Source organism: Flavobacterium olei (genome assembly GCF_039749035.1).
Lineage (GTDB): Bacteria > Bacteroidota > Bacteroidia > Flavobacteriales > Flavobacteriaceae > Flavobacterium > Flavobacterium olei.
The window spans coordinates 81,163-107,556 of sequence record NZ_JBDKWC010000009.1 but is presented as its reverse complement, the minus strand read 5'-3'; the positions used below and the strand labels follow the sequence as shown (position 1 = coordinate 107,556).

General features: G+C 32.0%; 23 protein-coding genes. 3 read left to right on the top strand and 20 right to left on the bottom strand.

Annotation, left to right across the window (positions count from 1 at the left end; genetic code table 11):
• Window positions 1–72: 72 nt before the first annotated feature.
• Together ABEB31_RS20820 and ABEB31_RS20815 are read right to left on the bottom strand one after the other, a co-directional pair.
• Window positions 73–939, bottom strand: a complete 867-nt coding sequence (locus ABEB31_RS20820; RefSeq protein WP_347053590.1) for a tyrosine-type recombinase/integrase — start codon at window positions 937–939, stop codon at window positions 73–75.
• A gap of 12 nt (window positions 940–951) precedes the next feature.
• Window positions 952–1,401: a tyrosine-type recombinase/integrase gene (locus tag ABEB31_RS20815; protein ID WP_347053589.1), complete on the bottom strand. Its 450-nt coding sequence runs from the start codon at window positions 1,399–1,401 to the stop codon at window positions 952–954.
• On the opposite strand from ABEB31_RS20815, the gene ABEB31_RS20810 reads away from it, so the two are divergent.
• Window positions 1,379–1,657: a hypothetical protein gene (locus ABEB31_RS20810; protein ID WP_347053588.1), complete on the top strand. Its 279-nt coding sequence runs from the start codon at window positions 1,379–1,381 to the stop codon at window positions 1,655–1,657. The genes ABEB31_RS20815 and ABEB31_RS20810 overlap by 23 nt on opposite strands.
• Window positions 1,658–1,699: 42 nt before the next feature.
• A complete protein-coding gene (locus tag ABEB31_RS20805; protein WP_347053587.1) occupies window positions 1,700–2,275 on the top strand; it encodes a hypothetical protein in 576 nt (191 codons plus the stop codon).
• Window positions 2,276–2,336: 61 nt separating this feature from the next.
• On the opposite strand, the gene ABEB31_RS20800 is transcribed toward ABEB31_RS20805, so the two are convergent.
• The 16 genes from ABEB31_RS20800 to ABEB31_RS20725 all read right to left on the bottom strand — a co-directional run bounded on the left by ABEB31_RS20800 (window position 2,337) and on the right by ABEB31_RS20725 (window position 23,337).
• Window positions 2,337–2,783: a contact-dependent growth inhibition system immunity protein gene (locus tag ABEB31_RS20800; protein WP_347053586.1), complete on the bottom strand. Its 447-nt coding sequence runs from the start codon at window positions 2,781–2,783 to the stop codon at window positions 2,337–2,339.
• Window positions 2,784–2,788: 5 nt separating this feature from the next.
• Complete coding sequence (locus tag ABEB31_RS20795) at window positions 2,789–6,913, bottom strand: DUF6443 domain-containing protein (RefSeq protein WP_347053585.1); 4,125 nt, start codon at window positions 6,911–6,913, stop codon at window positions 2,789–2,791.
• Window positions 6,914–7,745: 832 nt separating this feature from the next.
• Entirely contained in the window at window positions 7,746–8,171 is a 426-nt protein-coding gene (locus ABEB31_RS20790) for a hypothetical protein (RefSeq protein WP_347053584.1), read from the bottom strand.
• A 269-nt stretch (window positions 8,172–8,440) separates the two neighbouring features.
• Window positions 8,441–8,866: a hypothetical protein gene (locus ABEB31_RS20785; RefSeq protein WP_347053583.1), complete on the bottom strand. Its 426-nt coding sequence runs from the start codon at window positions 8,864–8,866 to the stop codon at window positions 8,441–8,443.
• Between the two features lie 22 nt (window positions 8,867–8,888).
• Entirely contained in the window at window positions 8,889–10,253 is a 1,365-nt protein-coding gene (locus tag ABEB31_RS20780; RefSeq protein WP_347053582.1) for a hypothetical protein, read from the bottom strand.
• Window positions 10,254–10,954: 701 nt separating this feature from the next.
• Window positions 10,955–11,740 carry a hypothetical protein gene (locus ABEB31_RS20775; protein WP_347053581.1) on the bottom strand — a complete coding sequence of 262 codons (786 nt, stop codon included), beginning with the start codon at window positions 11,738–11,740 and terminating at the stop codon, window positions 10,955–10,957.
• A gap of 705 nt (window positions 11,741–12,445) precedes the next feature.
• On the bottom strand, window positions 12,446–13,027 hold the full coding sequence (locus tag ABEB31_RS20770; protein WP_347053580.1) for a hypothetical protein: 582 nt from the start codon (window positions 13,025–13,027) through the stop codon (window positions 12,446–12,448).
• A 102-nt stretch (window positions 13,028–13,129) separates the two neighbouring features.
• Window positions 13,130–14,161, bottom strand: a complete 1,032-nt coding sequence (locus ABEB31_RS20765; protein ID WP_347053579.1) for a hypothetical protein — start codon at window positions 14,159–14,161, stop codon at window positions 13,130–13,132.
• Window positions 14,145–15,812 carry a peptidase domain-containing ABC transporter gene (locus tag ABEB31_RS20760; RefSeq protein ID WP_347053578.1) on the bottom strand — a complete coding sequence of 556 codons (1,668 nt, stop codon included), beginning with the start codon at window positions 15,810–15,812 and terminating at the stop codon, window positions 14,145–14,147. Before ABEB31_RS20760 ends, ABEB31_RS20765 begins: the two co-directional genes overlap by 17 nt.
• Before the next feature lie 38 nt (window positions 15,813–15,850).
• A complete protein-coding gene (locus ABEB31_RS20755) occupies window positions 15,851–16,348 on the bottom strand; it encodes a cysteine peptidase family C39 domain-containing protein (protein ID WP_347053577.1) in 498 nt (165 codons plus the stop codon).
• Entirely contained in the window at window positions 16,332–17,774 is a 1,443-nt protein-coding gene (locus ABEB31_RS20750) for a hypothetical protein (RefSeq protein ID WP_347053576.1), read from the bottom strand. Before ABEB31_RS20750 ends, ABEB31_RS20755 begins: the two co-directional genes overlap by 17 nt.
• Window positions 17,774–18,847: a hypothetical protein gene (locus ABEB31_RS20745; RefSeq protein WP_347053575.1), complete on the bottom strand. Its 1,074-nt coding sequence runs from the start codon at window positions 18,845–18,847 to the stop codon at window positions 17,774–17,776. Before ABEB31_RS20745 ends, ABEB31_RS20750 begins: the two co-directional genes overlap by 1 nt.
• Window positions 18,848–18,930: 83 nt before the next feature.
• Window positions 18,931–19,734 carry a C39 family peptidase gene (locus ABEB31_RS20740; RefSeq protein WP_347053574.1) on the bottom strand — a complete coding sequence of 268 codons (804 nt, stop codon included), beginning with the start codon at window positions 19,732–19,734 and terminating at the stop codon, window positions 18,931–18,933.
• A gap of 2 nt (window positions 19,735–19,736) precedes the next feature.
• Window positions 19,737–21,134: a TolC family protein gene (locus ABEB31_RS20735; protein WP_347053573.1), complete on the bottom strand. Its 1,398-nt coding sequence runs from the start codon at window positions 21,132–21,134 to the stop codon at window positions 19,737–19,739.
• A gap of 733 nt (window positions 21,135–21,867) precedes the next feature.
• The gene (locus ABEB31_RS20730; RefSeq protein ID WP_347053572.1) at window positions 21,868–22,710 is read right to left on the bottom strand and encodes a formylglycine-generating enzyme family protein; all 843 of its coding nucleotides are present in this window, start codon (window positions 22,708–22,710) and stop codon (window positions 21,868–21,870) included.
• 78 nt (window positions 22,711–22,788) lie between these two features.
• The gene (locus ABEB31_RS20725) at window positions 22,789–23,337 is read right to left on the bottom strand and encodes a hypothetical protein (RefSeq protein WP_347053571.1); all 549 of its coding nucleotides are present in this window, start codon (window positions 23,335–23,337) and stop codon (window positions 22,789–22,791) included.
• A 152-nt stretch (window positions 23,338–23,489) separates the two neighbouring features.
• Here ABEB31_RS20725 and ABEB31_RS20720 point away from each other — a divergent pair, with 152 nt between their 5' ends.
• A complete protein-coding gene (locus ABEB31_RS20720) occupies window positions 23,490–24,377 on the top strand; it encodes a winged helix-turn-helix domain-containing protein (protein WP_347053570.1) in 888 nt (295 codons plus the stop codon).
• 134 nt (window positions 24,378–24,511) lie between these two features.
• Here the strand turns inward: ABEB31_RS20720 and ABEB31_RS20715 are convergent, their stop codons facing one another.
• The gene (locus tag ABEB31_RS20715; protein ID WP_347053569.1) at window positions 24,512–25,090 is read right to left on the bottom strand and encodes a hypothetical protein; all 579 of its coding nucleotides are present in this window, start codon (window positions 25,088–25,090) and stop codon (window positions 24,512–24,514) included.
• A 48-nt stretch (window positions 25,091–25,138) separates the two neighbouring features.
• A complete protein-coding gene (locus tag ABEB31_RS20710) occupies window positions 25,139–26,023 on the bottom strand; it encodes an alpha/beta hydrolase (protein ID WP_347053568.1) in 885 nt (294 codons plus the stop codon).
• Between the last annotated feature and the right edge of the window lie 371 nt (window positions 26,024–26,394).

Below are 26,394 nucleotides of genomic sequence, written 5' to 3'. Positions count from 1 at the left end.
ATTGTAGTTTTCTTTCCTTCTTCTGCCATAGTAGTGTAAATTTATCTGTCATTAACTTATCAAAGATAAGAATTATAGCGGGAAAAATCTATTAATCAATTCTCTTTGTTGCAAGTTATCAACTTTGAAGTACTTCTCTGTAGTGCCAGGCCACTTATGACCCGCCAACTCCTGAACCTTTTCCAAAGACAGTTTCTTTTCGTTGAGCCAATTGGAGATTACGCTCATTCGGATGGTCTTCGGGTTGAGGTTCTTGTCTGGGAACAATGGCTTTAACGGCTCAATCATGGCATGAATGCTGTTCACCGTTATGGGTTTTCCAAGCTTTGTAATGATTAGCTTATCGGTTGCGCTTCTGAGCATTTTGGGTCTGATTTCGTTGATGTATTTAAAGAAAAGCATTATTTGTTGCGGTAACAATTTCAGTTTTCTATTTTTCAAATTGGTGGAGGCTTTGATATAAATCGTTCCTGCATCCAAATCAATATCCTGGACATTGAGCCGTATAATCTCATCGCTGGTCAATCCTTGGTATATCAGTAAATTGATAAGAACGTTATTGCGTGTGTCCAGATTCTCGTATCGGTTCTCACGGTTCAAAAGAAGCTGGAGCTCCTCTGAGCTGAACAAATCCTGAACCTGAACCGCCTTATTACTGTTGACCTTGATATTAAGCTTCTTGCAGGGATGGTCTGCTCTGTAACCGCTCATAACCAGAAAATCATAGTATTTCTTGATGGCTGACAGGATAACGACCCGATATTGAGCATTGGGCTGTTGCTCACTGATTTCTTCCATGTACTCAACGATATTCTTGTACTTGTATCGTTTAGCTTTGGAGTTCATCTTCAAAAAGTGGTTGATGGCAAACATATAGCTGTCTACGGTCTGCTCGCTGTAACTTTGGAGCAGGAAATTTTCAATTGTCGGTTTAGTCATAGGCTATGTGGTTTAAAAGGTTGTAACTGGTTTTCTTTTCTTGTTTTTGATGGCGTAGATGTAGGTGGTATTGATTTGGGAATGACCTAAAAAGCCACGGATAAAATCAATTCCTGCATTCTTTTCCATGAGGTGGCTGGCAATGCTGTGTCTCAGGCAGTGGAGCGTTATGTCTTTCTGGATAAGCTCATAGTTGCTGGTCTGTTCAATGATTTTCTTTAGTGTATTGTTGAGGTATTCGCCATTCATTCGCTTACCGCTGTCATGAATGAAAAATGCATCTTCAATCTGGCTACTTCCGTTCAGCTTTTCTTGTCGCTCTTCGGCTATGTATCTTCTGACATGTCCAGCAACCATATCACTCATGGGAACTTCACGTCTTTTGCTTCCTTTTCCGTCTCTGACAATGAGCATTCCTCTAGTGAGCTGAATGTCTCTTGTGTTCAGGGCTTCAATTTCCAACGGACGTTCATCAGACAACATAACCAGCGATTGGGATGAGCAGACTCCAGTTCCTTTATCACTTGGTAGTATTCAATCGGAAGCTGGAAGTAAGCCTTCTTATGACAAACAATACAGGACACTTGGTGATTGCAGTTACGGAACATATACGGTCGAGTATAGTGAAGATATGGGAAATGTACTAATTTTTAAGGATATTAATACTAGTGAGGGCGATTTTCATAGTGGTAAGCTAGACAGAGGTTGGGAATATTGATAAACCATTTTAAACTCTTAATCTTAATTTAAACAAACTTTTATGAAAAATTTTTTACTGCTGTTACTAGCCAGCTTTCTTTTTATCAATTGCTCAAACTCTGATGAGTCTACTGATGATGTAAACAATCCCGTAAAGTCATCGGCAATAAATTTCAAATTAAACCAAATCGAGTACGAACAAAACTACTTGATGTCTGATGTAAATTGGATGAAAAATGATGATACAACAACTAGTGCTAATGAGTTTGAAATAACTGCATCCCCAAAAGTAAAAGGAAAGACTTCTGATATTTTAGAAATATTTAGTTTAACAATCAGGACAACTGATAATGTATTAGTTGCAAATAAAACATATAATTTATACACAAAAAACACATTTTACTTTTTACCTCTAAATGACTCCTCACTTTGTTATAAAGAAGTTAATCTTTGGGATAGAGACGAAACATCAGGAACAATAAAAATCACTAGTTTTGATGGAAAAACCTTAAAAGGGGAATTCAATATTAGTAACTTAACCAATGACAATGGTTTTCCATTAGGTTACTGTGACGGTACTAAAATAGTAGAAAAAAGATTCAATATCACAACAGGTACATTTACGGCTATTCCCTAAACCCGTAGCAACTCTATAAACAGTAAAAAGCCACTCCGTAATAGAAGTGGCTTTTCTTTTATTATTTACATCTTGACAATGCTAGTTCCAGTGCTTTTTCTAATTCTGTTTTGGGTGAATCGAATGGCAAGCTTACCTTTATGTCTTCTTTAAAACCAACAAAACCTTCTTTAGAACCTTTATTTTGGGTTGGTGAAAAAGTAATAGTATCATCTTTGACATAAATTCCTAAATTGATTGCTCCATCATGTAGAGCTTTCATTGTTTTTACTCCCATTCCTTTTAAAAACTCCTTTTGAAATTCTTTCCAATTATCGGGTTTTTCTAAAATCTCTTTACTAAATTCTAAAGTATATAAAATTTTCTCTAATAGCTCAGCATTAGACAAATTATATTCTATAATGAATGGCGCAGAAGCTATCGATATGAAACCTTTAATCTGTAAAAGAGGATGTAAAACTACTTTATTGTCCTTTATAAACTTGTAAATATTTATGGATTTAATCATTTTTTTTACTTTATAAATCTTATTGTTACATTAATATTTTTGTCTTGAGCATATTTTATCGCATCAGCAATCTGACTCCATTGTGATTCTGTACCTTTTCCTGTTTGAACAGCCAATTCTAATGATTTAGAAGTATAAGTAACTCCTTCTGTTACAGTTTGTCCTCCCCAAGTTGCACTTGTAAAATCATCTAGCTTATTGATATACCCTTTTAAAGTATTCAATACACTATTTCCTTTTTGATAAGTTCCAGCGGTCAAATCCATACTTTTTATGCTTGTGGCAACACCATCTTTTATTTTGTCGATAGTTGGGAAATTCCAGCCTAAATTTTCTCCTAGCATTGTTTCAATTCTTCTTCCTCGTTCAAATGCATTTGCCATCCAAACATTTCTCCCTTTACTTAATGCCCCAAACCCTTGAAAGACCTTTCCAATTGCAATATCCGTAGCCATCATTTCAGCACCGATACGAGCACCATCTGCTATCATCATTCCTGGGTCATCAAATCTAGCAACATTTATATCTCCTTTAGCAGGACGAATATCTCCAGTAGGAATACTTCTTGGGTCGCCTGACATAAGTTTATTCATAGCCCTGTCTACCTGAGCTTGTTTTTTAGCCATATGGCTTTTTAACTCTTGGAGTGTATAATTTCCATTAACCCCTCCTGTAACTCTTGGACCATTTTGTGCTGTGGCTAAATTTCCGTTTAGATGAAATGAAAGCTCCAAACCTTCAAGGTCTGTTCCACTTGAGACATTATTTTCTGCATATGCATAAGTCGAGTTATGCGCATATGTTCCTGCTAAAGGGTCTATCTGCCAAAATCTACCTAACGCAGGGTCGTAACTTCTAAATTTAAAGAAGTAGATGTTCAGTCCTAACTCGTCTTGGAGCTCTTTGTCGTTGAACTTATACTTATTCACAGCCGCCAAATAATCATTATATCCTTTATGCTTTAATCCGAAAGGGTAATAATTATTCTCTTCAATAATTTCAAGAACCTGTGTTGTCGGATTTTTAGCATAGCTTATACGAACGTTTCCTAAGTGATCTTTATATTGATAAACATACGAAAGCGCTCCTGCCGTATTTTTAACATAACCCTCTGCTGTCGGGAAAAACTCTAAAACATTATCCTTGTACTGGTAACCGTCTAAATAATCGGTAACAGTCGTAACTGTACCTTCCGTAACAGCTTTCTGTACTTTTTGCCCAGACGCATTGTAAAAGTATTCAATAGTTCCCGATGTTCCAAATGTTATTTTTTTTGGCAGGTTTAAATGATTATAGGTAATCTCGGTGATATTCTTATTTTTATCGCTAATCAGATTTCCATTATTATCATAACTATATTCATCATCCGTTTTAGTGGCATCATTAAATCCGCTGCTGTTGTTAGAATTATCTACAACTTGAGACAATTGGTTTGAATTTGTCGGATAAGTATACACCAAATCGTCAATATCCACATTGCCTACCTGAGAATCGTAATCTCCTTTACGGCTTAGGGTTTTAATATTGCCGTTTTTGTCGTACGACAGATACTCATCATAAGCACTTGTAGTTAAACCGTTATTTTCGTAAATCGCATTGGTTAGGCGGTTCAGATTATCGTATTTATAGCCGTAAGCTCTTTCGTTTAAGTCTGAAGCTGTTTTCCAGAACGTTTCTGAAATATTGCCGTTGTAAAGTTTTTTTACATCTGCTATTTCTGTTTCTGTATTATCATAATTAATCTTGAAAGCAAATAAATCTACAGGATCGGTATCCTGCTGAAGATTGGCTGTTTTATTAATTTCTTTCAGCCAGCCTCTGATGTTGTACTGAAAATCTACTTTCTGAAGCGGGTTTCCAGCATTATTCCCAACTTTTTTGCTTGTAAGCTGTCCTAAGGCATCATAGGTGTTTTCTGCCAGCAGTTCCACTATTCCGCCATTGATCTGGTGCGTGTGTGTAAGCAGTCGATCCTGAGGCGAATAGGTAAATTCTTCCCGCACTGTAATTTCAGCATGTCCTGATGTTCTTTTATGCTTGGTAACAGTATAAAGCGTTTTTCCTGAAAAATCAATTTTACTCTCGCTAGAGGTATAACCTCCCAAATAATTCTGCAGGTAATTTTTTATTGGTCTGGCTCTGTCATCATAAAATATGGTGCTGGTTTCACCTGCTGTGGAAGAGGCTATAGTTACTGCTCTTGTCCAGATTCCTGTTGCCATTCCTTTCGTATTCGTCAAAACATCCTGTCCCTCAATTGTAGATGGAACTGCCTGTGCATTCGGAAAATCATAATTGTCATAATAATTAACCGTCAGCAGCTTAAAGCTTACCGGTTCAATTGCATTGCTGTAATAGGCTTCGATTCCGTCAATATTTCCAGAAATCTGTTTGGTTTCAAATAAAACTGTAGCACTATTTTGAGCATCCTGCAACGATTTTCGGGTTGCAGCATTTGAAGTCTGATTGCTCCATCCTGTATACACCGGTCTGCCAAAAGCATCGTATTTTGTAATTATCCATCCTTTAGTATTCTCGCCTTTAAAAGGTGACAATGCTGGACCTGTAGCCACTGGCCTGTCCAGTTTATCGTATACAATAAATTCCCAATCTTTTCCAGGGAGTTTTTTCTCTACCAGACGGTTTTTATCATCGTATTTGTACTGGTAACATAAGCCATTTAAAACATTATAGTCTATTGTTCCCTCTGCTTTTGGAGGAATTACATAGGTCAGATTTCCATAAATATCATAAACATAGTAGGTATCATGTTTTTCTCCTCCATTATATGTTCTTTTTAAGATAACCTTTCCTTCTCTATTTTTAAATTCTACCGTAGATCCTGAACCTTCTGCGGGACTGGCTGTTGTATTTTCATCATAAGTAACGTTTTTATACAATTCATTATCCGCATAAGTTCCTGCATCTGAAAACGAAATATCATACAAACCGGAGCCTGCAGCCCAACTTGCGGTTGCTTTATACAGTTTGACAGCATCAGCTGAACCATTGGACTGGTATTCTAATTTTATTTCATGGCCATTATCCATAGCCCAAGAATTTCCTGGAGCCGCTTGTTTTAGTACTCTGTTTAATGGTGAAGACTCTAATTCCTTCTGTGAGTATGGGACAGCTGTATTCTCGTATTTTTCTGTATTGTAAAAAGCTTTCGTATTGTCTTTTGCATTTGGCTCGAATGCCATATTGGATGACGACAACACATACGGAAGATATTCAATATCTTGTCTCCCCATGTTATCATAACCGATGTGAGTAACAATATCTTTGCCTGTTGATGATTGTCTGTTTGCAATTTGCTGAATAGGTCGTCCAAGTCCGTCAAAGTAAGTAATACTAGTTTGGGCCTGTTCTAACGAAGGAGAAGATATAACTGCCTCTGTTGGCTGTTTATACTTTTTAGTAATGATGTAATTGTAATCTGAAGGAGATACAATATCATTACAATCTGTGCTGCTCCCAGCAATCTGAGGGCAATTATCTGAGATATTACGTACGTAGTTGCCGTTTGGTACCGAACATTGTTGCATGTAATTTGAAGGATCCCCTAATCCGTCTAAATCATTGTCGGTATACCATTTTGTGTTTGGGTTCAAGCTCGCATCTGCATCATTACAATCCAAATTATTTGTAACATATCCATTAGGCACTACACTGTAATAAAGACTTACTGAAGGATTTCCGAAAGCATCCCGATCAGCATCTTGATAGAATGTCTGCGGAGCTACATTAGTAATGTATGTTGTTGAATCATTATAATCAGCGTTATTATTCACATAACCAGACGGTTTAACACTGTAATAGATACTACTATTTGGATTACCAAAGCCATCACCATCTAGGTCTTGATAAAAGTATTGAGGGGCAATATTAGTTATGTTCCTTGTCGTATCATTGTAATCTGCAGCATTACGTACGAATCCTGCCGGTTGAGTACATGAACCAGTAGATGCTCCGCCATTTCCAAAACCATCCCCGTCGGCATCCTGATACCTGTAACCAAAATGGGGAATATCCCAATTCAAGGGCCGGCATTTCGCATCGACGGCATTAGTAGGGGGCAAATTTACGATAATATCTTCCACATTGTCTGTGCCAGAATCGGACGACAAATGGAAAGAAATTAAGGTGGTTTGGCAACAAACTTATCAATAAATTCAAAATTCAATTTATTTGATGAGGACCGGCAATAAATTTACTAATTTCGTTTTCTCTAAATTGCAGGACTGCAATTTTTATCAAATAATTATAAATTGCTTTAGCTTTTTTGTATTATAAAAATCTGGACTTCATACCTTTTCTGCCACAAAAAACTATGGCAAATTTTGCCGATGTTAGATTGTTTTAACTTTCGTGTGAAAATCGTGGCAAATCATTTGTGCAAAATTAAAACATCAATTAAAGGAAGGCATGCCGAGTTTAGGTTCAAATCGGATGTAGAAAGTAATATTGCCTTATGTAATAATGATCACCTATGGTTCGAGTCCCTTTCCCGCTACAAGGTAAAAGACCTATCTTTTTAGAAGATAGGTCTTTTTTTATGAATTTTTTCGAGTAAAATAAGGTTTTACCTCACAAAATAACGCGATTCATAAATCCCGTTAAGTGACCATGCTGGGGTTCGAACCATACTCCATCAGAATCTATTTCTCCATATTTTATCATCTTTGGACTATCACCAATACATCTGTAACAAACCGAGAGTCTTAGTTTAACTCCATTTTTTTCGACTCATGGCATCATAAAATAAAAACAGCCTGAAGGCTGTTTAAATTTTTATGCGATATTAATATAAATTATCTACAACCTTTAAATGTTAGTTCAATAATAACCACCAAACATTTGATAGATTATCTCTTTTTTTCATGATAAAGTACCTCCTAATTCCTCATATGACGGAATGCCCTAAACATCATACGTTTTCCATGTTTATTTCTGCTGACATCAGTAGGCTCTGAGGGTAATATCCACCGCAATACACTCCGTTACTCCTTCATTTTCCCTTACCAGAAAAATTTTATAGTGTTTAAGAAAATCCATAAGCTCCTGATTAGCGAGTTTGCGTGATCCTTCATTGATATAAAATCTTGAGTTCCTTATAAAATATTTTAAATCCAGCACTTTCATTGGTCTTAGATTTTTAAAAACTGTAGTTTCGGCAAAGCAGAACTCTTCACTTGTGTTGCTGTCCTGAATGAAAAACATCTTAGGAATATTTTTATTCTCAAAAATATAGGAATTATCTATTTTAAAAAAAAGCGTATCCTTAGTTTTTTCCTGCGCCTGAAAACTGATTGGAAACAGTAACAGAAACAAATATGTGATACAGATACTTGATTTACGTGTTAAACTTTTAAAGAAGGTTACCATATTTGATTTTTTTTAATAGAAAGGCTATTTGCAGGGAATCTTTAGACAATTTAAGAATTTTGTTGACAAATAGATCGTCAATGGAAGCTATTTTTCTTTTGGAAATTCTTTCCAAGCCAGTATCTTGTAATCCTCCCCTATAATTAACTGAAATTTAGCAGCAATTGAATATTTCAGTATTTAAATTGGCAAACAGGCCTTTTTTAATTGAGGAAGACACACAAAAAAACCTCAAAAAATAATTTTGAGGTTTAGACTTTATCTTTATATTATCCAAAAATCATAATTGAAATATTTACTTTAATATAATCGGTCCTTCCTTCACTTTCCCTTATTAAAATAATTTTATAATTTTTCATAAAATCCATCAGCCCTTTTATATCTAAAGATATTTTGCCTTCATTTATAAAAAATTTTGAATTTCTGATAAAATATTTCAAATCCAAGACTTCCATAGGTTTTAAATCAAACAAAATTTCAGCTTCTTGAAAACAAAATTCGGTGTGTCCATTTCTATCTTTAATAAAAAAGGTTTTAGGAATATTTTTTGTTTCAAAAAGATAGGAATTATCTATTTTAAAATACAGCGTATCTCTTTTTTCTTTTTCCTGAGCTTGTACATTATTTAAAAACAACAAATTTATAATAACTGTACATACTATAAAAACATAGATTCTAAATCTCGATATCATCATTCAAATCGAATTAATTTTTATATTATTTATTACAAAGACTAACTTGTGTTAGCTTTTTTGCTACATTATTGAACATCGTATTTATAGATGCTTTTTTTTCAGGAGTCAAATTGTTCCAAGCTACCACGTCCACCTCTTTCAAGCCATTCCAAGCCATTGCTTCATATAGTTCATCATTAGGCTCTGCACCGTAAAAATTTACGTATTTATCAAAATCTTCTCGCAAAACATTTTTGTGAAAATCTTTTAGAGCCGATTTCATACTACTCATATATTGGTTAGCCATAGCACTATGGTATTGCTCACCTGCATATCTTGAATAAACTTCTCTAAAATTTGCTGCCTCTATATCATTAACATCTGTTGTAAGTAATTTTCGCAGCATATCAGCGTGTATATATTCGTGTAAAATCAATCTGGCTGATTCTAAAGAACTTATACCTTCAACTTTAGAAGTACTAATTAATATTTTTATATCATTACTACCAACAGTATAAGTTGTACTTCCATTTATTTCTTCGTTAGAACTATTAAAAACTTTATCAGCTGAACCAATTACAATATTAAATTTCGCGTTTCCTTCAAAGTTACTTAATAATTTTTCAATAAAAGAATTTCCATTCTGATTTAGTAAATCATTTATACATTTTGCCTTACCAGTAAGATTATCAGTAATTTTTACTGGTTTTGGCAAATTTGTGTTTCCCCCACTGCCAGTTCCACCTCCACCGCCGCCATACTGAGGATAAGGTTCTCCATCATCAAAACCGCCTCCATCGCAATATAACAATTTTATTGGATGAAAACTTCCGCCTTCTCCCCAGTAGCCTAAAAAAGTGCAGTCATAAGTTTCCTCACGCCATTTAGAAGTGCTTGATAATTGAATTGTATTACCGTTTTTAAATTGTATAACATTAGTTTTATTACTTCTTAAGTCTTGAACAAAAACCTTTCCATTAAAATTATTTTTCATACCATAGTAGCTGTAACTTTTGTCTGAGTCATCTTTACTCGCATCATCGGTAAATATCTGTACATAATATGTTTGGAAACTTTCTTCTCCCTTTATAAAAACCAAACGATGGTGGTCGTTAAATAAATTGGCTTTTTCATTTGAAGACTTCAATTGGCTTTGTAAAGTAAATGGAACTTCAATTACTTTACCATCAATACCATCCGATATTAATGCATTCTCCCATTTTATAGAATCTATATATTCCAAAATAGCCGAGTTAAGTTCACCTTTATGACCAGTGTACCAGTTTTTCACTTCATCCACTTCACTAGCAGTCGAATTATCTTCAATTTCATTTGTACCACAATTCGCAAGTAGTAACAAAAAGCATAAAAGCATAAAGTTCTTGAGAACCATTGTAATTTTGCTCATGTTAATTTTTTTTAAATTATTGTGCTAATTTAAACTTTTCAATAAGTAAAAGATTACGGAAAACCGTAAAAAGAATAAAATTTAACTTTCAGTATTGAGTAGTTCTTTTTCAAAAAAATTTAAGACTGTCTTTTTTAGATTAATAAATATGGAAATTAAATACAATTTTCGATCTAGACTTTACACTATTTTCACCCTAAAAGCTAAGGTGAATTTGATTCATATTTCTCCCTTTAAGTTTGCGGAAGAAATTGAGGACATCACCTTTGAATTTCATTATTTTTTCAAACAGAAAGCTCCGGAGGATTATAAAAAAATCCTTTCACTTTAAAAATGGATGCCAAAAATCTGTCTTAATTTTATCTTCATTTTGGTCAGCACAATCAAGATTATAAATAAGATCCAAACTATTTCTGACAGCTCCTTTTGTTGGAGAGTTATTAATTTTAGGGTAAATGAAATTATCCGACCTTCAATTAAATAATAAGTTATCTTTTGCAAATCATCTTTAAAATGGTTCGAAAATTGTCCTTTTGGGGCTACTAAAGTGAGTTTTTGAAAGTAATTGTCGATAGCGGGAAGCATTCAATTATCTAACCAATTTATAAAGGATTATTATACGATTATTGCACTTGCATCTTAAATCTAATTTCGAAATATTAAGATAAATTTTTTAAAGAATAAAAAGAACCCCTTTATTTTTATAAAATGGGATCATATTCAATTTGCATGAAACTTTGATTCTTTATTTTTAGTTTAAAACCAAAATCATTTTGAAAATAGTCATGCAAAATAATTTCAATATTAAAATCGTAATTTTTTTCAATACAAATATCAAAGTTCGAAATGCTTAGACCATCAAACCAATCTTTTCCAACATTTGCAAGTTTGTGTGGAAAATTTGCTTCATTGTAAAAAAATAACATATCTTCTTTTGCTCCTCCAAGCCATACAATATATTCAATTACTACTTCTAATAAATTATTGTCGGGTTTTATATCCGAAAAAATGAAACAAGCATCATCTTCGTAAACAGGTTCATTTGGAACATTTTTATTCAAAATAACGATGTTCTTAATCTTGTCAGAAATTTTTATTTTATAGTTGCCATACATCTCTTGAGAGATAATAAGATCTTCAATAACTAATTTTGTTGAATCCTTTTTTATTTTGGAATCACGTAAATCTCTGTAAACTTTAGTTTCCCACGGATCTTCACTTCTCATTTCTGATTGTAAATTTTTTAATTTGATAGTTTGAAATGGATCACTAGTTTTTAAACTTTCTTCGATAATTCTTGAAGATAATGCTCTGCTTCCTACTAAAATATAGATCTTAATAAGGATGTATTTTTCTTCAAAAGTTATATCCTTCAATCCCTTTAAAAAATAAATTAGATCATATAGCTTTTCTACACTGTCTTCAGAAGCATTCGATTCTAAAAATTTAGATTTAGCATAAATAAATTTTTCGGTTATATTTTCCATTATTGTGTTTTATTAAAACGAATATAGAGAGTATTTTTTTCTAATGTCATTTATTTTGAAATTCTTGCAAATTATATAATGGTTTATAACAGATTTGAATATACTGACAAGAATGTTGGCAAAGTTAAAGATGTATGAAATATATCCTGAAATTGTTAAAAACCCACGATCGCTCCGATATATAGACAAAGATAGCGCAGATTTGTAATCTGTGCCCGTAAAGAGAATCAGAAAAAAGGTAAAAACCAAAAAAAAAGCTTCAGATTTCTCTGAAGCTTTTTATCGTTGTAGCGGGAACAGGACTCGAACCACACTTTACAAATCTTATTATAGTAATTTCCTTAAATAAATTACACTCCCCTACCATCATCGCTCTCACCGGCCAAAATCAATAAAAAAAAACTATCTTAATAAAAGCTGTCAACAACTAACTAACTAACTAACTAACTAACTAACTAACTAACTAACTAACTAACTAACTAACTAACTAACTAATACAGTTTGAAAGAAACTATATACTTATGGAACACCCTAGTATTCAGCTTGTTTAAGGCAATCTTAGAACAGAAGATAGGACCAATAATTCTCATCTTAAAAATTGTTCTTATTAATATTCAAGTACTTTCGAATCTTAATTTCATTAACTACGATTAAAATACTCTTAATTTTACGATCAATACAATGTGAAAACTAATATGATATTAATTACAAAGATGCTTTTACAGAACGAGGCATCTTTCCTAAAACTACATTTAAGCTATCAGCTTTTCTTCCATTTTTTACAATTCCTATACCCTCTTTATTTAATAATCTTAAATAATTTATACTCCCAAAATCATTGTTTCTAGCCCCTAAATCGATAAAGTACAATAAATATTTTCTCTGATTTTGATTCAATTTTTCAAAGTTATTTAAATACATTATTAAGCTAATTTCAGTGCCGTTATACTGAAACTCTTTTCCAGTATAAAATTCTATAAAATAATTAAACAAAGTACTACAGTACTTATACTTTTTATATTTCTCCACCATTATAAGGCAAAATGGTATAATTTCTTCACTTCTAAATTTACTTGATGAATAATGAAGTTCTAATTCACCAAATGCAATGTCACTTCCTTCATATTTAATTTTGTATTTGTCATCAAGTACTCTATCTTCTTTAAAATAGTTTGACTTTTTCGAAACATTTTCTTTATCTGATACATACAAATTGGACTTGTCGTTACAACTGAAGATTAACAATACTAAAGCAATTGATAATATTGCACGGTTTATTATATTCATTCTTATTTGTTTTATTTATTTTATTTATTTTATTTATTTTTTTACTTGCTTAACATATGTACCATTTTGAAATTTGTAAATCCAACTTCTGCCGGTTTTAGGTTAGAATCGCAGATGGAAACCTAAAATAGTTGTAAATTTTACTGTTCTAAATTTTTTTCCAAAATCGTGGAACAAATCCCCCGGCAGAATACTAAAAACCGGCTCTCCCATTTTAATAGTCTGATAAGAGGTCAGAAACTGCATCATATCTACTTTTCCATCTACAGGCACTTTAAGCACATACTTTGATTCCCAAAAATTTATTGACTGAATTAACTGCTGGTAGGACGATAAAGCCTTTATTTGCAAATCTGAAATGTTTACTTTTCTTTGAAAGCTTAATAAATCTATATTCTGCAAATTATCATTTATATTCAACCTATTTTCTATATCCCTTGCTTCGTAATTTTTCAGGTTTTCTTTTTCCCGCAGATAATTTCTCTGATCCTGTTCATATTCCGACTTAACTATCAAACCTTTTGCAAATAGGATTGAATCTTCTTCTACTCTGTTCTTTAATAATAAAATATCTTGATGCTTAATTTTCTTTATGCTTTTTCGCTGATCTATCATTTCAAGATATTTGCCTGTCTGATGATTTAAAACTGATTTTTTTTTATCAAACTCGTTAGGTATTTTTGCTTTTTCTAATAAATATAGAGAATTCACCAATTCTAAATAGTAATCTTCAATTTCTCCCAATTTGTAATCGACTGCAAAAGTGATATCAGCTTGCTTTAAATCAAAAATCCTGTTTTTAAATGTTTTCAGCTTTTTTTTCAATTCCATTACATCCTTATCGTCAGCAGAATTTTCAATTACTGCCAAAAAAGCATCTTTTTTTAAAACCTTATGAGCAATAAACTCTTTCAGGATAATTCGTCCCGAATTATGGGCAATAATTTCAATAGGTGGTTTTTTAGCAGTAATTTTTGCTTCTCCCATGATTATTTCAGGAGATTTAATAATTGACAGTATTAAAATTGTAATCCCGATAATCCCGATTAGAGAGTAAAATAAAATGGTATTAAATTCGGGAAATTGGCTCACAGTATCACTAAACTCTTCTGAGTATCTATTGTCCTTGTTCATTAGTTTCCAATATCATTTGGTTTTGAATTAATCTATAATAATGCCCTTTTCTCATCATCAGCTCCTGCTCTTTTCCCATTTCAACAACAGTACCTTTATCGAGAACTATAATATTATGTGCATTTTTAATAGTAGCTAATCTATGTGCTACAATTACCACGGTTTTTTCAACGAAAATTTCTTCCAAATTTTTTACCAAAATACTTTCATTTGTCGAATCCAAAGAATTCGTGGCTTCATCTAGAAATAGATATTCTGGATTCTTATAAAACGCTCTGGCAATCATTATTCTCTGCTTTTGCCCCTCGCTTAATCCCCGTCCGTTTTCTCCCATCAATGTATTAAAGCCGGCTGGAAGATTTTCAATTTCTTGTAATAAATTTACTTTTTTAACAGTATCATAAAATTTATCCATCTCAAATTCACCACCTAAAATGATATTATCTTTAATAGTCTCCTTGAAGACATCTGAATTTTGATTCACGACACCTAACTTATCTCTCCAAATTCCTAAATCTACAGATGCCATATTAGTACTTCCAACAAAATATTCTCCCGTAGTAGGTTTATACAATCGGGCTAAAATTTTTAACAAAGTACTTTTTCCGCTTCCGCTTGCTCCTACAATTGCAGTAATTTTTCCTTGTTCTATAGCAATGTTTATATTTGACAATGTATGTTTTGGAGAACCGCTGAATCCAAAATAAACGTTTTTTAATATTAAAGATTTATTCTCGGGTAATTCCCTGTGATAAATATTTTCTTCAATTTGTTCATCAACAGTGCTGCTGGATTCATTTATTCTGACAAAACTCATATAAGCAGCCTGATATGAAGATATAAATTGAATAATTGCTGAAAGGGGGCCTTTTAGCTGACCAAGGATATATTGAACCGCAATCATCATTCCCAGACTAATCTGTCCTTCGATTACAAAATAGACAGTTAAAAAAGTAAGTGCAATATCTGAGAGGGTACTTATAAGATTACCTCCAACTCCATCAATCTGATTTACTTTTAATGTTCGAAGATTTATATGATATAATTTAACCTGTATTTTTTCCCAAGACCATCTTTTGCCCTGCTCGTAATTGTTATTCTTAATTTCTTCAATATGAGTTAAGAGTTCAATCCAATGACTGTTACTTTTTGCTTTTAACGTAAAAAACTCAAAATCTAATTTTTTTCTTATATTCCAGAAAAACATTGTGAAGCAGATATACATAGTCGCCCCCACTAAAAAAACCAAAAGTAAAAGAGGTTCATAAAGACAGAGTATAATACCGAAAACTAATAAATTAAAAAATGCCAAAATGATGCTAAAAGCAGAATTCATTATGAAACTTTCCATTCTATCATAATCAAGAGCTCTCTGAAAGATATCTCCGACCAGTTTATTTTCAAAGTAACTTAAAGGCAGTTTTAATAATTTTATGATATAATTGGAAAGAATTGAAATTTTTATTCTAGAAGAAATATGTATGTTTATGGACTGCCTGATCCAGTTTCCTAAGCTGATGCTGACTACTAATACAACATTAGCAACCAGAAGCAAGACAATAAAACTGTAATCCTTTGATGTTATACCAGTGTCAACAATAGACTGTGTAATAAATGGAAGAACGGCCTGGACAAGAGTTAGAATTAACATTGTTAGCAAAAGCTGTACAGTCTGCTTTTTAAAAGGCCTTAAGTGGTTAATAAAATAATTAAAGGCATAAATTCTTGATGGATTTGCAGAAGGTTTGATTTCATTAAATTTATCAGTTGTTTCCAACAGAAGTAAAACACCTTTCTCTGCTGTTTCATCTGCAGTCTTGCCCATTTTCTGAAAAAATCATTCTTTGTATATTTAACCAATCCCAAAAGAGGATCAGATATATAGCAGTACTTACTGGTAATCTTGTATACCACTACATAATGTCTATTTCCCCAATGAGCTATACATGGCAATGGTATTTGATTTTCCAGATTAAACATTGTAGCTTTTACCGGCAGTAATTTTAACCCTAATCTTTCCGATGTCAGCCCTAAGTCATATAATGTTAATCCCTCTTTAGAAACTGAAGAGAGGTTTCTTATATCACTTAATGAAATGAACTTTCCATAATGTTTAGCTATAATCTGCAGACATGCAATACCGCAGTCTTTCGAATCTAATTGTTTATAATTAGGAAATCTTTTCATTGATTTTTTTTAAACAGTGTATATAAAATAGTTTTTCAGAATCATTTTTCAACAAAAGACTTATCAATCGGTCTACAACCTGAAAATGAAACCAGTTCGGCATATTGGTAACAATCTCAAACTTCACATATAAATTGATTTTTGGAAACTCCGCTAGATGTCTTAAAAGTTTTTTTTCATTTTTTATATTAGATGTTAAAAAGTCAGATTCTATTTTAGATTTTTTTTGTTCAAAATAACTTGACGACCTCCTTTTAGCGTTTAATTTCATTAAATAAAAATCATATAAATCTTTTATCTTTAAATTTGTTTGAGTCAGGTAATTTTCTAAAAAGCAAATCAGATAGTTTTCTTTAGGCAGCTCATTTTCATGAATCAAATTGATACATTCAATTAAAATCTGATTTATTTTTTTTTCATTGATTCTTCCTAAAAATTTAATTTCCGGATAATAATAGATGTTGTTGAAGGGAAAAATGTAATTATAATCTAAAAATTGCTTGTTGAAATAACTGAGCCATTTCTCCCTTTTCTTTTGAATATTTGCTTCAGTATTATTATAAACAATATAACAGCCGGATTTCTCCTGATTTTCTTCATCTACCTGATAAATAAAAAACTCAATAGAATTATCCATTGATTTGATTTTATCAATTATATCTTTGAGATCACTAAAAGAAAACAATTTTTCAATGTATAAAATCAGACTAGGCTGATTATAATTATCAAAAGACAAATCATTTGAATAATGGTCTCTAAAGGGTATTAAGTACTCATCGGCAATATTCTTATAACTTTGAAGAAATTTTTTCTGATCATAATTCTTTGGCGAATTGATGAGTTTTAGTATTTTCTTATTTTCGACAGGGAATTTTTTCTCAAAAAATGTTGCTTTAAATTTATTATCCGCTTTAACGTGATGAATTCCATTTGTGAGTAGAAACCAATCTATTAAATGATATATAATTTTTGATGATATCATGAAAAACTCTATCTCTGATAAGTAATTTTCAAGAGTCTGCTGGTATTCCGCCAATCGAAAACTGGTCTCATTTAAACTAACAGCAAGAATGTCCTTAATATGATGGGGATAGTCTTTTATAATAAACTGTCTAATGAATTGTATATCTTTTTTTTTATCCGACAAAACAATTCCCTCTTGAAAAACCACTTTATAAAAATCTCCCTGCATAAAAATGTTTGCAAGAATAGAGGAAACTTCTGATGAGGCAAATTTTATGACATTGAACTTTTTACCTTTGTAGATAATTAATTCTTTTGAAGAATACAAAAAGCCATCACTGATCAAAAGTAAATCAACATCATTTGCTTTAGAAGGATTTTTTATATAGCTTCCAAATAAAAGCACGCCATCAATTTCAGGAAAATTAATATCCAGAACGGATTTTAATAAATCATCTTTCATTACCTTATTATCAATTCTCTTTTTACAGTGCTGTCAAAAGGACATCCGCATTCTGATAAAATTTTGTTAGCGAAATTTTCATAATCGCCATAACTATCAGTTTTAAGAAAACCATCTTTCCTTAAAACCGCTATTGAATAATTACTTCTAAATGTTTTAAAAATATTCTTTGCATCTTGATTTTCAGCAGGAAAATATATATCAACATAGTTCTTGTAATTTTCAAATTGCTTCACTGTTAAAACATCAATCAGTTCGTTTGTTATATTGGCCCCGTAAATTAAATAATCATATGCCCCAGTAAATTTGATCACTTTTTTTTCTGCTTCATTATACTCTATTCTTTCATTTGCAGATATACGATACTTGTTATCTGTTGCTTTGGACATGACACCTTCCAGATAAGTTAAAGGATCTATTTTATTTTTAATTCTTCTAATTAAATTGCTTTCCTGTTCTTTTGTTATTCCTCCTGATGCCAAATTAACCCATTCAGCCATTTTTTTTATAACAAGACTGGTGTCTTTAGGACAGTTATACTGATAATTGGCATAATTATGTTTTATAACATTAATAGCATCTTTGCCTGTTATTTTTTTTCTCTGTTTCTCAATTTCTAATATCTCCTGATACTTTTCAAAGGAACCATATCTTAAATTAATGAACTGCAATACATCAGTGTATCTTTGTTCCCTATCTAAAATAAAACTCAAATTTTGATCTGATATCAATGTCTTTAGAACAAAATTATTAGAGTAAAATGAATCTGTAAAATATACAATCGATATTTTTTTCTTCTCTTTTACAGATTTCTCAATCTGCTGAATTAATGGATCATTTTCAAATAGTCTTACACTATTATTATATGTAAAAACGTATATCCTTCCAATGTAATAAACTAAATAGCAATCTTCATTTTTAAGCAATTTTATTTTTTTTTCTTTATCAAGATCTGCCTTATAAACCGGAAAAATCATCGCTTTATTAAATAATTCTTCTTTATTAGAAATGGTGATAATTTTACCCGTAATATTTTGACCTCTTGAATCCCTGTTTATATTCTCATAAATCATCTGTTTTTGAGACTCCGTTTGAGAAAAAAGAAATACAGTTATCTTAAAACAGATAACTGTATAAATGTATTTTTTTTTATTTATCATTTCACCCCTGTTATTTCCCAAGATTGCATTGATGTATTTATTGCATTAAATCCTACATAAGAATAACCTCCATAGATTGTATCTGCAATTGTAAAATTTCCTGTCGAGTAATCATAGCCGACTATTGTTACTTCATGTCCTGTATTCTGCCCAACCATTATAACACCCATTACCGGATGTCCCCTGTCTATGGCGGCTGTCATTTCAGTAACAGTACTAAGCCCAGTCATATTAAATTGCTGCAAAAGAAATGCCACCTGCTGATCGTGACCTAAACCGTTAAACAGAGCTAAAGTATGCTGCATCTGATTCATATTGTTTTTTGAACCATATTCACTCATCATAAACTCTGGGCTTTGAACTGAACCAAACAAACTTGCAACAAAGGAAGCCGAAGTCATAACACATGCTCCCTTATATTGTTGTACAGGAGGATATTGAGGAAGGTTAGGTAATGTTGTATCTACATAAGAATAATCCCCACCTCCGCCTCCTTGATTTTGTCCATTGCCATAATCCCATTGTGAACTATGATCCTGTCCCCAGCCCGAAGACCCCCAATCACCATAACTTCCAGAATTTGAACCTCCAGAACCATGACCTATAATTGTGATGCCATCTCCATTGTTATAATATCCTCCATTCGGTGGTGAACTTGAACTTCCATCGCCAGACCATCCACCACCTGGATTTTCATCATACAAATATCCACCGAGAATTGTTTTACTTTCAATTGGATCTATAATTTCTAAATCCAGATCATTGATTTCATTCCTTAGTTTTTTATTAGTTTTAACCATAATTAAAAAATTAAATTAATTTCATTTATTTTCAATTTAAGCAAATACAAATCATTAACTGCTTTTTGATGTTCGACAGTAATATTAAAAGATTCCGCTATTTGACTTTTATATTCCGCAATTGTCTTCCTCCCATTCTTTAATAAATCTACAAACATCTCATCAATATTATTCGAAATCAAAATCTGTTCTTTCAAGGACTGTATTTGAAAAACCAAAGACGACTTATAGTTTGACATATTATCTAAATCTTCATCTATTTCGCCCTCGTTTTGTAAAAATTCAAGTTCGGCCTTACTTTTTTCTAAACAAGCAATTGTATATTTTTTTTTAGAAACTCCCCAATCTATTATAGGAATTTTAGTTCCAATAGAGAAAAATTGACTTTGCGATGGCGTATCATATAGAAATTTCAATTCATCTGATGTAGAATTCAATCCCATGCCCATTTGGAGATTAATAGATATAGCCCCTTCTTTTTTAACTTTTTCTATATTAGATTCTATTTGTAATAATTTGATTGTCTTATCTAAATCAAATCCATTATTGATAATAGAAGATTTTAAATCCTTTTTATTAAATACAAATTCTTCCTGTGTAACGGGCTGTAACTCAAAATCTAAATCAGTTCCAATTTTCCTTTTTAATAACTGCAATCCAGCTGAATACTCCCCTTTACTGATTTCAATCTGTCGATTGAGTTGCTTTAAAGTCATTTTGGTTTGTTCAACTTCTAGTTTTATAGTCCTCCCGAATTTTAATTTCTCTTCTAATTCAAATAAAATACTCTTGGTTTTTTTTATGTTTTCAGCGATTTTATCAGTTTTTAGTTGCTGTAATTGGGTGTCTACATAAATTTTCGAAATTTCGTACTTCAGTTTTATTTTTTCTTTTAGATAATTCAAGGAATCTTTTTTAATTATCAAAAAGTTTAATTTTTTATTCCATTTTAAATTATTATATCCATTAACCGTTTGATTATAAGAAATGTTTGCCCAGTTACTTGAAAAATTAGAAACATTATTATTAAAATCCCGAGCACCATTTATTGAACTTGAAAAATTTATTGTGCCTCCTGTAAGCGGTACAACTTGAGAAATATCAAAATTAATAGTTGAATTTAAGAAATTTCTCTCTATAAATCTTTGACTTCCATCAGACTGAATCACTTCGCTTATGGATCTTTGATACGGAAAATTAATACTTGAAGTGATTTTTGGTAATAGTGATAAATTATAAAAATCAGCTTCTATATTTTGCTGACTAAAATTGTTTTCTATAATTTTAAATTCATAAGAGTTTAAAAAAAATAATTCATTCACCTTCTCTATTGTCATTACATTTTGAGAACATACTTTAACAGTGATAAGAATAAAAACAATATTTAAAAATTTTTCCAAAAAAAACTATTTTACCGCAGTCACTCAATTATTTAATTCTTTGAGAAACTTCTTATTTATTACTACTTATTTACATTAGACAATTCAGATTAATGATACTATTCTAAAAAAGCGATCAAAAATTTCACAGACCTCAATTACAAATTTGAGGCAAAAAAAAGCGTTTATTCTTACGGAAAACCTCATTTTAGTTATAAATAACATTGATTTGACACAGAATACAAATTAAAAAACTGGTTTTCAAACAAATAAACACAGACTATTTTATTTATTTAAACTTAAAACTCTTGATTCAATCTTTTTAAAACATAAAAATTAAAGCGAATTTTTAAATATTTGCTTTCATTTAAATATGATATTTAAAAAATAAGGGTTCAAAAATAAGGCCTTCCCTTTATATTTTTTTTTCGTTAGCATATCAATTTAAACCGAAACAGAAATTCATACGGCAAAAAAAAGACAATTCTGCATTAGGAATAGCAATTTGTCAATCCTCTATTAAAATTTCTATTTTATTATATTAGTTTACATAAACCAGCTGAGCTTTTAATTTTTTTACATCAATCCCCAGCAGGACAACTAAACCAAATTAGCAAAGCCAATGAAAGACAGACACTAAATATAGTAAGCCAATTTCTTCAAATCGCCCAAAAAAGATGTTGAAATTTGTCCCGTCCCCGTCACAGCCAAATGGCGCCAATTGAAGACAATTGGCCATTTTTTTATTATACTATTAATTAAAATTACTTCGACCTGCAGATTTTAATTTATCTTTCGCAATTCTAAATCCGAATCCGTCATTTCGTGTACCTTTTGGCGATTGATATCTCACTTCTGGCATATGAATTCCATATTCTAAGGGTCTTCCACTTACATCTTGTGTTTCGTAAAACCAACTGACACCTTTTGAAATTTTATATTGTCCATCTACAGGTCCTTGAGGGTTTCTTTTACTAACCAAGCTATCCTTTTCGGGGTTATACCAATCAAAAACCCATTCTCCAACATTTCCAGTCATATCATATATACCAAGTTCATTCGGTTTAAGAAGTCCTACTTTATGAAATGTGCTGTTTGAGTTTTCTTTAACCCAGCCAACTTCAATTGGATTATTACTACCACTATATTTGTATCTTTTTGTTTTCATTCCACCTTTAGCTGCGTATTCCCATTCTGCTTCTGTAGGAAGTCTTCCTCCTACCCATTTTGCAAATTCATTTGCTTCTTCCCAAGTTGCAAGCATCGGATTTTCGTCTATCCATTTGTAATAAACTTTAATACCATGAGCATTTTCAATAGGCGGATCAGGCATTTTTCTACCTGTTTCTTTACAAAACTCTTTAAATTGTTGAACCGTTACTTCATATTTACTAATATAAAAATCATCAAGTTCAACTATCCTATGCGGACTTGTAAATCCTTTTATAGAGTCCCCTTTCGGACTCACAACAATTTGGTTTTTGCCTTGTTCAAAAGTTCCACCTTCTACAAAAATCCATTCAGTTTTCTCTTCATTTTTTTTACAAGAATTAAGAAATAAAAATCCAATTAAAATTATAAATGTTCGTAAAGTCATTTAAATATTAGTTAATGTTTATTAAATATTACTGCCAGCTACTATGATATAACCTAGCAAAAGTTCACTATCATTTACTCAACAACCACCTTTCTGAGGTTTACGTTTATAAATTATCTTATTATCTCGTTCTACATAGTCGCCAGATATAATTGGATATGCATACTTTGGCGCGTGGGATATACTATGGCTTTTTATAATTATTGTGTCTTTAACTCTTAAGTTTTTTAACTGCTGGAATTCATCGCTGCCAGACTTTTCCAATCCAAAACTAAGTATATAATCATGATGATTAATCTTTATCATAATTCCAAAACCTAATCTTGACCCAGCCGGAAGAGAAAGAGAGGTTACAACTCCCATCATATTGGCATTATCATTAATAGGCTTTCTTATTATAGCTTCACTAGCGTAAACTCTATTGCCTGCGGGCGAAGCTTCCCATTTTTTAAACATTATGCTATCTGGGGTAGCCTCCCATTTTTTTTGGAGAGCTTTGTTTTCAGCTGCAGAAAGTTTTTTGACTAATGGCTTTTTAGAAATTTCATTTTTCATTTCACGATTAATAAATACAAATCCGCTTACTACAACCAAGAATAAGATTAGCACATAAATATTTTTTTTCATACTTTTTACAGCTTTAATTAATAACATATTTACCTTTTAAAAATTTATGCAGCAAAATTACTTTGATATATTTCGGCTTAAGAGATAAAAATTGTAAATAAAAATGTAAACTTTGTAAATAAATTATTGACAATATGCATCTTAGTCAAAATATGATCTCTGGAAAACGTACATATCTATTTGTATTGATATTTATCTTGTTTTCTGCTATAATCTACGCAGCTTTCCGCACAGAAGGTAGTGATGACTTTAACTTTGCCAGAAGAGAAATTTTACTTCGAAAAATCGGACATGAATTGCTTTTACAATCAGGCGACAGTACATCAAGAGTACTCCCTGTAAAAAAAATTTCAGAAAATGAATATCAGATTAGGTTTGAGAATAATTTTAGTTGGCAACCGGATTCATTGGTCAATATTACAAGTCGTTTATTAATCAAAGACTCGTTTGCAAGTCATTATATCGTTAACGTCCTGAATTGTGGCAACTCTAGTGTTGCATATGGATATGTTATATACAAAAATAAAAAAGATGATATTGTAGCCTGCCTAGGGAGAAAACAGCCCAGAGCCTGTTACATAATTAACATAAAATTCAAATCAACAGAAATAATTACAGTAAACAGTAAATATGTCTTGGGAAGTCTTTTAATTTTAGCATTTATCGGTTTAATTCTTCTGAAATCTGTTAAGTCAAAAAAAGGAACATCTGATAATCAAAATATTGATGTTTATTCTTTAGGATCAGTGTTGTTTGATGCAAATAGCCGAAAGCTTATTATAAATGAGAATATAATAGACTTAACTGGAACAGAAACCCGGTTATTGCTCATTTTCGCTTCTTCTCCAAATAAAATAATAGAAAGGAATCACTTACAAAAAGAGATATGGGAAGATGATGGTGTAATCGTTGGCCGCAGTTTAGATATGTTTATTTCAAAACTTAGAAAAAAACTTGAATCTGCCCCAAATATCAACATTGTTGTTGTACGCAGCAAAGGTTATAAACTTGAAATAACTAGCAGGAAATATACGCAATGATCAAAGAATTTCAATACTTTATTTTTGAAACTAAATGTACTGAATTAATAGGTTAAGTTCTTTTTTTATTGCATTTCTATCAATCCCCAACAGGACATCTAAACCAAATTTAGAAAACCAATGGAAGACAGACATTACATATAGTACGCCAATTTCTTCAAATCATCTAAAAATGATGTTGAAATTTGTCCTGTTCCTGTCACTACTCGGGACAAAAGAAAAATATCATCTTTTGTCCCGTTTTTTTTTGCCCGTAATCTATTGTTTACCAAATAGATACAGTTGACCATTTCATTCACTCGAGCGGTTTTTATTTTACTTTCTTGAAATGTGAAATTTTCGGGAAAAATTAAACCAATCATCTCCCGAGAATTAGCTAAAGTCCCATTTTCAAAGGCTTCACCCAGCTTTAAAAGGTTTTCCAATCCAGTCGTTGTTAAGTGCTCTATACTGGCTCTATCATCTTCCACATTTCCAATGTCTTTTTCCAATTTACTAATAATTGCATTGTACTCAATTTTCATAAGATTGTAATCTTCAGCATCGATTTTCTCGGTAACTAATAAATTTCTAGCCACAGATAATTTCTTTTCATAAACTGCAATCTGTTCAAGGGACTTCTTTTTTTCACCAGCTACTACTCCTGTATGCTCTCTATAACCTTCAAGCAGAGTTGTCTCATAACGACAGCTTTCTTTTTCAAAAAGGGGCATTTAGCTATGATTCCTGCATTCCCTATCCAAAGCTCAGTTCGTCTTTGATTATTGATTCAATAAATTTATAATTTTATCAAGCGCCGCTTTCGATTCACGCATCAAAGGCAATAAAGGCCAGATATGGGGCATTCCCTCCCCTAAAATTACAGTATGCTCGACTTTCAATTCTTTAAGCGCACTGCACAACAACAACTGATCTGGGTAGGTTATATCGTTTTCAGCAAGGAATAAATAGGTATTTGGAAACCCCGCAAAGCTGCCGAATAAGGGAGAAATCATAGGATTTTTTAAATTACCGTCATCGCAGCACATCTTCTTTGCACTTAACACTCCATTTTTAGAAAGCATAGGATCTATTTTGTCCATTGCAGCGATATCAGGATTTTCCATCGAGGCATCCATGACAGGAGATATTAGCAACAGCTTTGAAGGCAGGCCAATGCCATTTTTTATTAATCGCTGGACCATAGCAATAATTAAAGTGGCGCCTACTGAATCCCCTATCAAGGAAATATCTGCAGGATCATATTTACTTAGGGTCAGGTTGTAAACCAAATCGATATTGCTGGAAATTTCAGAAATTTTATGCTCAGGTGCCTTGGGATAATTACAGATCCATACGGTTTGCTGTATATTTTTTGCCATCTTCTCGACACTGTCCCAGTGATGCTGCGAGGGTCCCGACACAAATGCCCCACCATGAATGAATACCAATAATTTATCGGAATCACCCTTGGTCTTTATTTCAGTCACCTTTGTACCACCGATGAGGAAACTCGTGCTGCTGGTTTTAAAAAATATACTTTTAGGGAAGTAAACGTCCTCTTTTCTCAGTTTTAACAAATCAATAGGATTCTGCGAAAAGGTTTTTTTTATGCCCTTAAATTTAATAACAGATAATGTGAGGTAATAGGTGAAGCTTTTTGCCATCGGTTTTTACAGATACAGGTTAAATTAATTCTTATACTTTGCAGCAGGACTCAAGTCATTTGCGGGCAGGAACGAAGATATTGAAAAATGCGGCATTTAAAGAGTGATTGGCTTTTAAATAGGAAGCTTTAGCAGTGGTACTATTTCTTTAATAAAAGGGCCAAGTTATTTTTTTTTTTGCTTTTATTTAAATACACATGGAAGTAACGTGATTTTAAAATATATGCCTTTCGGGTATCCACCAATGCAAACTCAAAAGTGAATTCGGTTGTGAGAGGCCACTGTTTTTCAAAAGAATTTTTTCCCTAATTTACCTTTGTAGATACTAAATAGATATCACCAAATCCAGCAGTAGATAGTATTTATATACA